The organism is Streptomyces sp. NBC_01257, assembly GCF_035917255.1.
Classification (GTDB): Bacteria; Actinomycetota; Actinomycetes; order Streptomycetales; family Streptomycetaceae; genus Streptomyces.
The window spans coordinates 1356549-1371949 of record NZ_CP108472.1 but is presented as its reverse complement, the minus strand read 5'-3'; the positions used below and the strand labels follow the sequence as shown (position 1 = coordinate 1371949).

Genomic DNA, 15401 nt, shown 5'->3' with positions numbered 1-15401 from the left:
TCGAGTCACCCGACGGGTCCGAGCTGCCCGTCCTGGTCGTGGTCGTGCACCACATCGCCGCCGACGGCTGGTCGATGGGGCCGCTCGTACGTGACGTCACCGCCGCGTACCAGGCCCGGCTTTCGGGCCGGGCGCCCGTGTTCGAGCCGCTGCCCGTGCAGTACGCCGACTACACGCTGTGGCAGCGCGAGCTGCTGGGTGACGAGTCCGACCCCGACAGCGTGCTCGCGCGCGAGATCACCCACTGGCGCGGGGTGTTGGACGGCGCCCCGGAGGAACTGGCACTGCCCTTCGACCACTCGCGCCCGGAGACCGCCTCGCACCAGGGCCACGAGGTGCGGGTCGAGATACCGGCCGCGACGCACGCCCGGCTGGCGGAGCTGGCGCGAGCCGGGGACGCGACCACGTTCATGGCCCTGCACGCGGCCCTCACCATGCTGCTGTCCCGGCTCGGCGCCGGCACCGACATCCCGGTCGGCACCGCCGTGGCCGGCCGCACGGATGTCGCGCTCGAGGATCTGGTCGGGTTCTTCGTGAACACCCTGGTGCTGCGCACCGACCTGTCGGGCGACCCGACGTTCCGCGAAATGCTGGACCGGGCGCGGACCACGGGCTGGGAGGCGTTCGCGCACCAGGAGGTGCCGTTCGAGAAGCTGGTCGACGAACTGGCACCCGCCCGCTCCCTGGCCCGGCATCCGCTGTTCCAGGTGATGCTCACGCTCCAGAACAACGAGCGGAGGGTGACAGCCGGGGGAACCGGGACCGGCACCGGTGGCGCGGAGGTCGTCGCCGTGGGGCGGACGCCGCGCGCCAAGTTCGACATCGAGTTCGACGTCGCGGAGGTCTTCGACGCGGATGGCGCCCCGGCGGGCCTGCGCGGCTCGGTGACGGCTTCCGCCGATCTCTTCGATGCCGAGACAGCCGTCGCGTTCGCCTCCCGCCTCGTACGGGCACTGGAGCAGTTGGCGGCCGGCCCGGGCGTCCGACTGAGCGAGCTGGACGTGCTCGACGAGGACGAGCGGCAGCGCGTGCTCGCCGGGTGGAGTGTGGCCGCGGCCCTCGCGCCCGAAACACGTGTGTACGTGCTCGACGGCTTCCTCGCGCCCGTACCCGTGGGTGTCGAGGGAGACGTGTATCTGACGGGCGCCCCTGACCAGGACCTCCCTTGCGTGCCCTGCCCGTTCGGTGAGGCCGGCACCCTGATGTACCGCACGGGCGAGCGCGCGTACTGGACCAGGGAGGGTGCGCTGGAGCACCGCACGGCCGATGAGCGTCACCCGGCCGGTCCGGCGGCCTCGGGCGACACCGGCCGTGGTCCGGCCAACGCACGCGAGGAGATCATCTGCGCCGCGTTCGCAGAGGTCCTCGGTGTCGAGAGCGTCGGGGTCGCCGACGACTTCTTCCGCAGGCTCGGAGGCAACTCCCTGCTGGCGCTCCGGCTGGTCGAGGTGCTGCGGGCCCGCGGCGTCGCGGTGTCCGTGCGGGCGCTCTTCCAGACGCCGACGCCGGCCGGACTCGCGGGCTCCTTCGGTGTGGAGCGCGTCGCGGTGCCGGAGAACCGCATTCCGGCCGGTGCGACCGCACTCACTCCCGGCATGCTGCCGCTGGTGCGGCTGACGGACGAGGAGCTGGCGCACGTCGTGGCGAGCGTGGCCGGTGGCGCCGCGAACATCGCCGACGTCTACCCCCTCGCCCCCCTCCAGGAGGGGCTCCTGTTCCACCACCTCCTCGCCGACGGCGGTGAGGACGCGTACGTCCTGCCCATGGTCCTGGAGTTCGCCTCACGCGGGCGGCTGGACGCCTTCACGGACGCACTCCAGCGGGTCCTGGACCGGCACGACATCTTCCGTACGTCGTTCGTGTGGGAGGGACTGGCCGAGCCGGTCCAGGTCGTGTGGCGGCACGCCGTACTGCCGGTCGCCGAGGTGGCACCGGAAACCGTCGGCGCCGACCCGGTGGCCGGGCTCCTGGCCGCTGCCGGCCTGGTGATGGACCTCGGCAGTGCGCCGCAGATCGACCTGCACGTCACCCCGCTGCTCGAAGGAGACGGCGAAGGCGGGGACACGGGCGGCGGCCGGTGGCTGGGAGTGGTGCGCATCCACCACCTGGTGCAGGACCACATGGCCCTGGAGGTGGTGCTGGAGGAGGTCGAGGCGTTCCTCGCCGGGGACGGCGCCGCGCTGCCCGAGCCGCTGCCGTTCCGCGACTTCGTGGAACAGGCGCGCGGCGGTGTCGATCGGGCCGAGCACGAACGCTACTTCACCGAGCTGCTGGGCGACGTCGAGGACCCGACGGCGCCGTACGGCCTGGTGGACGCCCGTGGCGTCGGCGCGGGCACCGTGCACCGTGAAGTGGCCTTCCCCGCCGGGCTCGAATCCCGGCTGCGGCTGCTCGCGAGGCGGCTGGGCACCAGCCCCGCCACCGTGATGCACGTGGCGTGGGCCCGCGTCCTGTCGGTGGTCAGTGGCCGGGACGACGTCGTCTTCGGCACCGTGCTGTTCGGCCGGATGAACGCCGGGGCGGGGTCCGACCGGGTGCCGGGCCCGTTCATCAACACGCTGCCGGTACGCGCCCGTACGGCCGGACTCGGCGTGCTCGACGCGGTGTCCGCGATGCGCGACCAGCTCGCGGAACTGATGGAGCACGAGCACGCCCCGCTGTCCGTCGCCCAGCAGGCCGGCGGAGTCGCCGGCGACGCGCCCCTGTTCACCTCCTTCCTCAACTACCGTCACAACACCGGCGGTACCGGGACCCGGCAGGTCCCGCAGCACGACGCGGGCGGTGAGCGCGCGGAGCCGTTGGCCGGCATCCGGATGCTGTCCGCCGACGAACGCACCAACTACCCGCTGGTCGTCGCCGTGGACGACGAGGGCGACGGGCTCTCCGTCGCCGTCGACGCGGTGGCCCCCATCGACGCGCATGCGGTGGGCGTGCTCGTGCGTACGGCCGCGGAGCGCCTGGTCACCGCGCTCGAACAGGCCCTCGACGGCGGCCCCCAGCAGCGCCTGGACGCCCTCGACATCCTCGACGGCGACGAGCGGCGACGGGTCCTGGAGGAGTGGAACGGCGCGGCCGTACGAGCGCCGCGCCTCACCGTCCCGGAGCTGTTCGAGGCACAGGTGGCGCGTACGCCCGACGCACCCGCGGTGAGCGACGGAAACGAGCACCTCACCTACGCCGAACTCGACGCGCGCGCCAACCGGCTCGCCCGGCTGCTGGCCGCGCGCGGCGTGGGGCCCGAGTCGGTGGCCGGCGTGTGCCTGGAGCGCGGCGTCGGACTGATGGTGGCCCTGCTGGGCGTCCTCAAGGCCGGCGGCGCCTATCTGCCGATCGACCCCGAGTACCCGGCCGAACGCATCGCCTACCTGCTGGCCGATGCCTCGCCCGCGGTCGTGCTCACGACCGGGGTACTGGAGGACCGGTTGCCCGAGGACCCGGACGGGACCGCGGCGCGGATCGTCCTGGACGACGGCGCGACGCTCGAAGCCCTCACGGAGCTGGGCGGCACGGCCCTCGCACAGGACGAGCGGACGAGGCCGCTGCTCCCCGGGCACCCGGCCTACGTGATCCACACCTCGGGTTCGACGGGCCGCCCCAAGGGCGTGATCGTCGAGCACCGCTCCGTATCCGCGCTGCTCGCGTGGGCGGCCGACGAGTTCGGTGCGCCGGACGCCGAGGGCGAGGCCGTCTTCTCGCGGGTGCTGGCCTCCACCTCGTTCACGTTCGACGTATCGGTCTTCGAGCTCTTCGGCCCGCTGGTGTCCGGCGGCAGCGTGGAGCTCGTCCCCAACCTGCTGGCGCTCGCCGACCGCGAGCGCGACCTGACGCGGGTGAGCCTCGTCAGCGGCGTGCCCTCGGCGTTCGCGCAGCTCCTCGCGAACGGCGCGCTCCGGGTGCGGCCCCGTACCGTCGTGATGGCGGGCGAGGCGCTCACGGCCGAGCTGACGGAGGGCATCCGGCAGGCCGTGCCGGGCGTCCGCGTCGCGAACATCTACGGCCCGACCGAGGCCACCGTCTACGCCACCGCATGGTCGACGGACGAGCGCGTCGAGGGCCCCGTGCCCATCGGCCGCCCCCTGTCGCACGCCCGCTCCTACGTCCTGGACGCCACGCTGTCCCCCGTGCCCGTGGGCGTCACGGGAGAGCTCTATCTCGCGGGCGCGGGCCTCGCGCGCGGCTACCTCGGCCGCGCGGGACTGACGGCCGAGCGCTTCGTCGCCTCACCCCTGGACCCGGGCGAGCGGCTCTACCGCACCGGCGACCTCGTGCGCTGGAACGCGGACGGCCAGCTCGAATACCTCGGCCGGACCGACGAACAGGTCAAGATCCGGGGATTCCGCATCGAACCGGGAGAGGTCCAGGCGCTGATCGCGGCGCGCGAAGACGTGGCACAGGCGGCGGTCGTCGCCCGGGACGGCGCCACCGGCGAGAAGCGGCTGGTCGCCTACGTGGTCCAGGCGGGCGCCGGCACTGCCGGCGGGACCCCTGCCGCGAGCGAGATGCCTGCCCTGATCCGTGAGGCCGTCGCACGAGCCCTGCCTGCCCACCTGGTGCCGCAGGCCGTGGTGGTACTGGACGCGCTGCCGCTGACGAGCAGCGGCAAGCTGGACCGCAAGGCCCTTCCCGCCCCGGACTTCGCCGCGTCGGCGGTCACGGGCCGAGGCCCCGCCACCGCACGCGAGAGGCTGCTGTGCGCGGCCTTCGCCGAGGTTCTCGACCTCGATGCCGTCGGCGCCGAAGCCAACTTCTTCGAGCTCGGCGGCCACTCGCTGCTCGCCATGCGGCTGGTGGAGACGCTCCGCACGGCGGGCGTCTCGGTGTCCGTCCGCGCGCTGTTCGACAGCCCGACGCCGGCTGGGCTCGCCCTGTCCGCGGGAGAGCTCCGTCCGTCGGTCCCGGAGAACCGCATACCGGAGGCCGTCACCGATATCACCCCCGCGATGCTGCCGCTGGTCGACCTGACGGCGGAGGAGATCGCACGCGTGACCGCCACGGTCGACGGCGGAGCGCCGAACGTGGCCGACATCTACCCGCTGGCCCCCCTCCAGGAGGGCATCCTCTTCCACCACCTGATGGCCGAGGACGGGGAGGACGCCTATGTCATCTCCGAGGTGGTGGAGTTCGACTCGTGGTCCAGGCTGGAATCCTTCACCGCGGCGCTCCAGCAGGTGATCGACCGCCACGACATCTTCCATACGGCGATCGTCTGGGAGGGCGTGCGGGAGCCGGTCCAGGTCGTGTGGCGCCGCGCGCCGCTGCCCGTCGACGAGATCGCCCTGGATCCCGGATGCACCGACCCCGTCACCGAGCTGGTGAACGCCGGCGGCATGACGATGCGCCTGGACCGTGCGCCCCTCATCGACATGCACGTGGCCGGCCTCCCGGACGGCAAGTGCCTGGGACTGGTGCGCGTCCACCACATGGCGCTCGACCACACGGCCCTGGAGGTGCTGCTCGACGAGGTCCGGGCGCACCTGGCGGGGCGTGCCGCAGAGCTGCCGGAGCCCGCGCCGTTCCGTGAGTTCGTCGCCCAGCTCCAGGCCGAGACCCGGTCCCGGGCGGACGGCGGGCGCTCCGGCCACGAACGGTACTTCGCCGAACTGCTCGGCGACGTGGACGAGCCCACGGCCCCCTTCGGCCTGCTCGACGCGCACAGCGGCAGCTCATCCATGGTGCGGGCACGCCGGGCGGTCCCGCAGCAGCTGGACACCCGGCTGCGCGCCGTGGCCCGGAGGGCCGGCGCGAGCACGGCCACCGTCATGCATGTCGCGTGGGCCCGCGTACTGTCAGTGGTCAGCGGGCGCGACGACGTCGTCTTCGGCACGGTCCTGTTCGGACGCATGGACGCGGGAGCGGGAGCCGGCCGAGGGCTCGGGCTCTTCATGAACACGCTGCCCGTGCGCGTACGTACGCCTGATCTCGGCGTACTCGAAGCGGTGAGCGCCATGCGTGGCCAGCTGGCCGGTCTCCTGGAGCACGAGCACGCCCCGCTCGCCGCCGCGCAGCGCGCCAGCGGCATCCCGGGCGATACACCCCTGTTCACCGCTCTGTTCAACTACCGCCACAACACGGAGCAGACGGAAGAGGACGCGCCCGGCGACGACGGCGGTACGGACGGCCTGGAGGGCATCACCCGGGTGTACTCGCGCTACCTCCACAACTACCCCCTCGCGGTCGCTGTGGACGATGACGGAGACGCCCTGTCCCTGGCCGCCACGACCGTCGACACCCTCGACCCGCACCAGATCGTCGAACTGCTCCACACCGCGGCGGAGAACCTGGTCACCGAGCTGGAGGCAGCACTCGCCGGAGCACCGGAACGCCCCCTCGGCGCCATCGATGTGCTGGGTGTGGGTGAGCGGGGTCGGGTGTTGGGGTTGGGTGCTGGTCCGGTGGTTGAGGTGCCTTCGGGTGTTTCGGTGTTGGGGTTGTTCGAGGGGCAGGTGGCTCGGGTTCCGGGTGCGGTTGCTGTGGTGTCGGGTGTGGAGCGGGTTTCGTATGGGGAGTTGGGGGAGCGGGCTGATCGGTTGGCGGGTTGGCTGATTGGTCGGGGTGTGGGTCGTGGTGATGTGGTGGGGGTGTGTTTGCCGCGTGGGGTGGACATGGTGGTTGCGGTGTTGGGGGTGTGGAAGGCGGGGGCTGCTTATGTGCCGGTGGATCCGGGGCAGCCGGCGGAGCGTGTTGCGTTTGTGTGGGGTGATGCCGGTGTTGTGGTGACGTTGGATGAGGCGTCGTTGGCGGTGGCGTTGGCTGGTGGGTCGGGGGTGGTGGTGCCTGGGGTGGCGTTGGTGCCGGGGGATGCGGCGTATGTGGTGTATACGTCGGGTTCGACGGGGCGTCCGAAGGGTGTGGTGGTGACGCATGGGGGGCTGGCGAGTTATGTGGTGTCGGTTTCGTCGCGGTTGGGTTTTGCGGAGCGGGGTGGCCGGTTCGGGGTGTTGCAGTCGCAGGTGACGGATTTGGGTAACACGATGGTGTTTGGTGCGTTGGTGTGTGGTGGTGAGTTGCATGTGTTGCCGGAGGGGGTGGTGACGGATGCGGATGCGGTGGCGTCGTATGTGCGGGGTGAGTGGCTTGATTATCTGAAGGTGGTGCCGTCGCATCTGGCGGCGTTGGGTGGGGTGCGTGGGCTGAAGGGGTTGTTGCCTGCGCGGTCGTTGGTGCTGGGTGGTGAGGCCGCTGATCCGGGCCTGGTGGCGGAGTTGCTGGCCGTCGGGGGTGATGGGGTGGGGGTGTTCAATCATTATGGTCCGACTGAGTTGACGGTTGGTGTGGTTGCTGGTCGTTTGTCGGGTTCGGTGGTGTCGGGTTCGGTGCCGGTGGGGTTGCCGTTGGGTAATGTGCGGTGTTTTGTGCTGGATGGTGGGTTGGGTCCGGTGCCGGTGGGTGTGGTGGGTGAGTTGTATGTGTCGGGTGTTCAGGTGGCGCGTGGGTATGTGGGTCGTTTCGGGTTGACGGCTGAGCGGTTTGTGGCGTGTCCGTTTGTGGTGGGTGAGCGGATGTACCGGACCGGGGATCTGGTGCGGTGGTCGGCTGGTGGTGAGTTGGTGTTTGTTGGTCGGGCTGATGATCAGGTGAAGGTGCGGGGTTTCCGTGTCGAGCCTGGCGAGGTCCGGGCCGTTCTTGCTGCGCATCCGTTGGTCTCGCAGGTGGCTGTCGTGGCCCGTGAGGGGGCGTTGGTGGCTTATGTGGTTCCCGCGGGGGATGCGGGGGACGGGTTCGGAGCCGAGGTGAGGGAGTTCACTGCTGATCGTCTTCCGGAGCACATGGTGCCCTCGGCTGTCGTGGTGCTGGATGCTCTGCCGTTGACCGCGGCAGGCAAACTCGACCGCGCAGCCCTCCCCGCACCCGACTACGCCGCTGCGTCGGTGAGCGGGCGGCGTGCCGCGACGGTGCAGGAGGAGCTGCTGTGTGCGGCGTTCGCCGAGGTCCTGGGGCTCGCTGCCGTCGGCGTGGACGACGACTTCTTCGCACTGGGCGGCCACTCCCTCCTCGCGGTGCGACTGGTCAGCCGGATACGCGCCGCACTCGGCGTCGAGACGGGGATACGTACGCTCTTCGAGGCCCCCACAGTGGCGCGCCTGGCGCGGCGGCTGTCGGATGTACGCAGTGTGCAGCGGCCCCTGACCGCGGTCACCAGGCGCCCGGAGCGGTTGCCGTTGTCGTTCGCTCAGCAACGGCTCTGGTTCATAGGCCAGTTGGAGGGACCGAGCGCGACGTACAACATTCCGGTGGTGCTGCGCCTGGAGGGTGAGGTGGACGCCGAGGCGTTGGGCGCGGCGTTGCGGGACGTGGTCGAGCGGCACGAGGTCCTGCGCACGGTCTTCCCCGCACATGACGGCGGGCCGTACCAGCACGTCATCGCACCGGACGCCCTGGAGTGGCAACTGTCGGTTGTCGAGGTCGGCGCCGGGGAGCTGGACGCCGCGGTGGCCGCGGCCGAGCAGCAAGTCTTCGATCTCACCACCGATGTGCCGATCCGTGCGTGGCTGTTCGACGCGGGCTCGGAGGGGCAGGTGCTGGTGGTCGTGCTGCACCACATCGCGAGCGACGGCTGGTCGAAGGCCCCGCTCGCCGGCGATGTGTCCGTCGCGTATGCGGCGCGTCGTGCGGGGCGGGCCCCGGAGTGGGAGCCGTTGCCGGTGCAGTACGCGGACTATGCGCTGTGGCAGCGGGAGTTGCTGGGCGACGAGGATGATCCGGAGAGCCTGCTGTCACGTCAGGTGGCCCACTGGCGTCAGTCGCTTGAGGGCGCGCCGGAGGAGCTGGCTCTGCCCTTCGACCACCCGCGTCCCACCACTTCCTCGCACCGGGGCCACCGGGTGCCCGTGCACGTCTCCGCGCAGACACACGCGCGGCTCGCGGACCTGGCGCGCACCGAGGGAGTGACCTTCTTCATGGTGCTCCAGGCGTCGCTCGCCATGACGCTGTCCCGGCTCGGCGCGGGCACCGACATTCCCATCGGCTCGGCCAACGCGGGCCGTACCGACGAGGCACTGAACGGGCTGGTCGGGTTCTTCGTGAACTCCATGGTGGTACGCACCGACCTGACCGGCGACCCGACCTTCCGGGAGATGCTCGGCCGCGTGCGGGAGAGGACACTGTCCGCGCTGGAGCACCAGGAGGTGCCGTTCGAGAAGCTGGTGGAGGAGCTGGCGCCGAGCCGCTCGATGGCCAGACACCCCCTCTTCCAGGTCATCCTGACGAAGACGGACACCGTCGACGCCGTTCTGGACCTGCCGGGAGTGCAGGCGGACAACACATCGACGGGCCGGTCGGAGGGGGTCTCGGCGGCCAAGTTCGACCTGGACGTGCTGGTGGGCGAGGAGTTCGAAGCGGACGGCGCGCCGGCCGGGGTGCGCGGCTCCGTCACCGCCGCCGCCGATCTCTTCGAGGCAGCCACCGTCGAGAGCGTCACCGCGTGCTGGGTGCGCGTGGTGGAACAACTGTCCAATGCCCCGGGTGTTCGGCTGAGTGAGGTCGATGTGCTGGGTGCGGGTGAGCGGGGCCGGGTGCTGGGGTTGGGTGCCGGTCCGGTGGTTGAGGTGCCTTCGGGTGTTTCGGTGGTGGGGTTGTTCGAGCGGCAGGTGGCTCGGGTTCCGGGTGCGGTTGCGGTGGTGTCGGGTGAGGAACGGCTTTCGTATGGGGAGTTGGAGGAGCGGGCGAATCGGCTGGCGCATTGGCTGATGGGTCAGGGTGTGGGTGTGGAGTCGGTGGTGGGGCTGTGTCTGCCGCGTGGGGTGGACATGGTGGTTGCGGTGTTGGGGGTGTGGAAGGCGGGGGCTGCTTATGTGCCGGTGGATCCGGGGCAGCCGGTGGAGCGGATTTCGTTTGTGTTGCGTGATTCGCGTGCGGTGTTGGCGTTGACGACGGAGGAGGTTCTGGAGGATCTGCCGGCTGGTGGTGTGCGGTTGGTGGCTGTGGATGATGCGTTGATGCGGATGCAGTTGGCGGTGTCCGCGGTGGGTGTGCCGGGTGTGGTGGTCGAGCCGGGGGGTGCGGCGTATGTGGTGTATACGTCGGGTTCGACGGGGCGTCCGAAGGGTGTGGTGGTGACGCATGGGGGGCTGGCGAGTTATGTGGTCTCCGTATCGGCGCGGTTGGAGTTCGCGGAGCGGGGTGGCCGGTTCGGGGTGTTGCAGTCGCAGGTGACGGATTTGGGTAACACGATGGTGTTTGGTGCGTTGGCGTGTGGTGGTGAGTTGCATGTGTTGCCGGAGGGGGTGGTGACGGATGCGGATGCGGTGGCGTCGTATGTGCGGGGTGAGGGGCTTGATTATCTGAAGGTGGTGCCGTCGCATCTGGCGGCGTTGGGTGGGGTGCGTGGGCTGAAGGGGTTGTTGCCTGCGCGGTCGTTGGTGCTGGGTGGTGAGGCCGCTGATCCGGGCCTGGTCGCGGAGCTGCTGGCCGTCGGGGGTGAGGGGCTGGGGGTGTTCAACCACTATGGTCCGACTGAGTTGACGGTTGGTGTGGTTGCTGGTCGTTTGTCGGGTTCGGTGGTGTCGGGTTCGGTGCCGGTGGGGTTGCCGTTGGGTAATGTGCGGTGTTTTGTGCTGGATGGTGGGTTGGGTCCGGTGCCGGTGGGTGTGGTGGGTGAGTTGTATGTGTCGGGTGTTCAGGTGGCGCGTGGGTATGTGGGTCGTTTCGGGTTGACGGCTGAGCGGTTTGTGGCGTGTCCGTTCGTGGTGGGTGAGCGGATGTACCGGACCGGGGATCTGGTGCGGTGGTCGGCTGGTGGTGAGTTGGTGTTTGTTGGTCGGGCTGATGATCAGGTGAAGGTGCGGGGTTTCCGTGTCGAGCCTGGCGAGGTCCGGGCTGTCCTTGCTGCGCATCCGTTGGTCTCGCAGGTGGCTGTCGTGGCCCGTGAGGGGGTGGCGGGTGATACGCGGCTGGTGGGGTATGTGGTCGCGGATGATCCCGAGGACGTGGAGGCCGGTGAACTGTCGCGTCTGGTGCGGGAGTTCACTGCTGATCGTCTTCCGGAGCACATGGTGCCCTCGGCTGTGGTGGTGCTGGATGCTCTGCCGTTGACCGCGGCCGGCAAACTCGACCGCGCAGCCCTCCCCGCACCCGACTACGCCGCTGCGTCGGTGAGCGGGCGGCGTGCCGCGACGGTGCAGGAGGAGCTGCTGTGTGCGGCGTTCGCCGAGGTGCTGGGGCTGGAAGCCGTCGGCGTGGACGACGACTTCTTCGCACTGGGCGGTCACTCCCTCCTCGCGGTGCGGCTGGTCAGCCGGATACGCGCCGCACTCGGCGTCGAGATCGAGGTGCGTGCGCTCTTCGAGACCCCGACCGTGGCGGATCTGGCCGCCGGGCTGGCAGACACGTCGTCGGCGGCCACGCGCGAGCCGCTGACGGCGCGAGCGCGGCCCGAGCAGATCCCGCTGTCCTACGGGCAGCGCCGCATGTGGCTGCTCGCACAGTTGGAGGGGCCGAGCCGGACCTACAACATCCCGGTCGCCGCCCGGCTCTCCGGCGAGCTCGACCCCGAGGCGATGAACGCGGCCTTCCTGGATGTACTCACCCGGCACGAGGTGCTCCGCACGGTCTTCCCCTCCCGCGACGGCGAGCCGTACCAGAGGATCCTGACCCCCGGCGAGCTGGACTGGCGGCTCGACGTCGCGAACGTCGCACCGGGAGAGCTCGCGGAAGCCGTCGCCGCGGCCGAGGGACACATCTTCGACCTGCGGAACGAAGCGCCCGTACGGGCCTCCCTGTTCAGCACCGGCCCGCAGGACCACGTACTCGTCGTGGTCGTCCACCACATCGCGAGCGACGGCTGGTCCTGGGCGCCGCTGGCGCGGGACCTCTCGGCGGCGTACGCGGCACGCAGCGTCGGCCGCGCCCCCGAGTGGGAGCCCCTGCTCGTGCAGTACGCGGACTACGCCCTCTGGCAGCACGAGGTACTCGGCGACAGCGAGGACCCGGACAGCCCCATCTCCCGCCAGGTCGGCTACTGGCGCGAGAACCTGGGCGGGGTGCCCGAGGAACTGGAGCTGCCGTTCGACCGTGCACGCCCCGAGGTGGCGAGCCACCGAGGACACCGGGTGCCCCTGGAGATTCCCGCCGAAGTGCACGCCCGGCTGCGGGAGGTGGCGCGCGACGAGGGCGTCACCATGTTCATGGTGCTCCACGGCGGCCTGTCCGTACTCCTGTCCCGGCTCGGTGCGGGCGAGGACATTCCGATCGGCTCCGCGCTCGCGGGCCGAACGGACGAAGCGCTCGACGACCTGGTCGGGTACTTCGTCAACACCTTCGTGCTGCGCACCGACCTGTCGGACGACCCGAGCTTCCGCGAGGTGCTGAAGCGGGTGCGCGAAGCGGGTCTCGGAGCGTTCGCACACCCCGATGTGCCCTTCGAGCGGCTGGTGGAGGAGCTTGCACCGAGCCGCTCCCTCGCCCGGCACCCGCTGTTCCAGGTGATGCTGCTGCTCCAGAACACGGAGGAGGCCACGCTCGGGCTGAACGGCGTCGAAGCGCGCCGGGGAGCACCGGACGGGGACGGGCCCGTCGCGGCCGAATCGCCGGACGAGCCCTCCGCCGTCGTCAAGTTCGACCTCGACGTAAGCATCGCCGAGGAGTTCGACGCCGACGGTCGACCCGCGGGGATGACCGGCGGGCTGGTCGGCGCGGCGGACCTGTTCGCGCCGGAGTCGGTGGCGCGGATCGCCGAGCGTCTCGTGCGGGTGCTGACGGCCTTGGCAGCCGATCCGGGTGTCCGGCTCAGCACGGTGGACGTGCTCGACCCCGCCGAGCGGCACCTCATGCTGACCGGCTGGAACGACACGGCCGTCGAGGTGCCGCACACCACTGTCGTCGCACAGTTCGAGGCGCAGGTCGCCCGTACTCCGGACAGGATCGCGCTGGTCTCCGGCTCCGCGGACGCGGGACACGTGGAGCTGAGCTATGCCGAACTCGACGCACGCGCCAACCGGCTCGCCCGCTATCTGGCGGGCAGGGGAGTGGGCCCCGAGTCCATCGTCGCGGTCGTCTTCGAGCGCACCACCGACCTGATCGTGGGGCTCCTGGGCGTCCTCAAATCGGGTGCCGGCTATCTGCCGATCGACCCGGCGTATCCGGCGGCACGCATCGCGTACGTGATCGCCGACTCGGACGCCGTGTGCGTGCTGACCGGCGAGAGCATGCGCGAGCAGCTGGCCGAGTACGAGATCGGCACCGAGGCCGGAGGCAAGGTGCCCGTCGTGCTGATGGACGAGGCCGCTGTGGCGGAGGAGATCGCGGCCCTTCCCGCCGGCACCCTCGCGGACACCGAACGTACGGCGCCCCTGCTGCCCGAGCACCCGATGTGGGTGATCTACACCTCCGGATCCACCGGGCGGCCCAAGGGCGTGCTCGTGGAGCACCGGGCGATCGTCAACTTCCTGGAGACGATGCAGGACAGCTTCGCACTGGGCGCCGACGACCGGCTGCTCGCCGTGAGCACGCACGGCTGTGACATGGCGGGTTTCGAGTTCTACCTGCCGCTGGTCAACGGCGCCCGCATGGTGCTCGCCGCGCAGGAGCAGGTGCTCGACCCGTGGGCGCTGAGGGAGCTGGTGCGGACGACGGGTGCCACTGCGGTGCACGCCACGCCGAGCCTGTGGCGCGGGCTGATCGCCGACGCCGACGACCCCGTCGACTGGACGCGGGTGCGCGCGATGATCGGCGCCGAGGCGTTGCCCGCCGACCTGGCCCGCACGATGCTCGCCAGGACCCCGACGCTGACGAACCTCTACGGGCCGACGGAGACCACCGTCTGGTCCACCGGGCAGGAGCTGCGCCCGGACTCGGAGGACGTGTCCCTGATCGGCAGCCCGGTCGGCAACACCCAGGTGTACGTCCTGGACGACACGCTCGCCCCGGTCCCCGCGGGCGTTCCCGGCGAGCTCTACATCGCGGGCAAGGGCATGGCGCGCGGCTATCTGGGCCGCTCCGGTCTCACCGCCGGCCGTTTCGTGGCGTGCCCGTTCCTTCCCGGCGGGCGGATGTACCGCACGGGTGATGTGGTCCGCTGGACGACGGACGGCGAGCTGCAGTACGTCGGGCGTTCCGACGACCAGATCAAGATCCGGGGCTTCCGTGTCGAACTGGGCGAGATCGAGGCGGTGCTCACCTCTCACCCCTCGGTCGCGCAGGCGGTGGCGCTCGTGCGCGAGGATCCTTCCGGGGCCGGCGACGGGGCAGGCAGCTCCACGACTGGTGGACAGCGGCTGGTGGCCTACGTCGTACCGGGGAAGGACACGGCCGGGCGCGGAGCCGAAGGGCTCGGCCAGGCGGTCCGGTCGCTCGCCCAGGACCGCCTGCCGGGCTATATGGTTCCGCAGGCCGTGGTCGTCATCGACAAGCTTCCGCTGATGCCGAACGGCAAGCTGGACCGCAAGGCGCTGCCCGTGCCGGGCGGCCCGGCGGCGGGCGGACAGCAGGGGAGTGCCAAGGGCGCGGCGGTCACCGCGTTCGAGAGCAGCGTGTGTGCGGCGTTCGCCGAGGTCCTGGACCTCGAACGGGTGGGCGTCGACGACGACTTCTTCGCACTCGGCGGTCACTCGCTGCTTGCCGTGCGGCTCGTGGAGCGGCTCAGGAAGCGCGGCATGGCCATCACGGTCCGCGATCTGTTCGTCGCACCGACCGCCGCCGAGCTCATGCGGCGGATGACACTGTCGTCGGTTCGGGACGCGCTCGACGTGCTGCTGCCGATCCGCAGCCAGGGCAGCAGGCCGCCCTTCTTCTGCGTCCACCCGGCCGGCGGGATCAGCTGGTGCTACATGCCGCTGGCGCGGTACGCGCCGGCCGACGTCCCGCTCTACGGGCTCCAGGCCCGTGGCCTGGGCGGGGAGAAGGAACTCTCGTCGTCCGTCGAGGAGATGGCGGCCCACTACGTCGAGCAGATCCGCACGGTGCAGCCGGAGGGCCCCTACCACCTGCTCGGCTGGTCCTACGGCGGTGCGGTGGCGCACGAGATGGCCGTACGGCTGCGCGCGGAGGGACAGGCGGTCGCGGCGCTGGTGATCCTGGACCAGGGGCCGTGGGTGCCGGACGAGGCGTCGCAGGAGCCGGACGGTGAGGACCTCGACACCAAGGCGGAACGGCTGGTCGAGGACGTACGGCGCGAGGCCGGCGATGCGCTGGGCGCGGTGACGGAGGACGAGTACCGCGTGTTCGCCCGCGTCCTCCAGAACCACCGGGTGCTGCGCAGGCGTCATCAGCAGAAGCTGTTCGACGGTGATGTGCTGCTGGTCCGCGCGGAGGAGAGCGAACTCCGTGCCGAGGCCTGGGGCCCGTATGTGACGGGCGAGGTCGAGGAAGTGGTGGTGCCCGGGGCGCACCATGAGATGACGCGACCCGAGACACTGGAGCGGGTGTGGAGCGCCGTGGAGGCGCGCCTTGGGCGGGACGCCGAGTAG

At 70.8% G+C, this 15401-nt stretch carries 1 protein-coding gene (only partly in view); it reads left to right on the top strand.

Translation table 11 applies throughout. From position 1 onward, the window contains the following. Positions 1–15401, top strand: the 3' portion of a protein-coding gene (locus OG408_RS05845) for a non-ribosomal peptide synthetase (protein WP_326668646.1). Its footprint begins 343 nt before the window's first position; 15401 of the gene's 15744 nt are visible here — the last part of the coding sequence; its start codon lies beyond the left edge, outside the window; its stop codon occupies positions 15399–15401.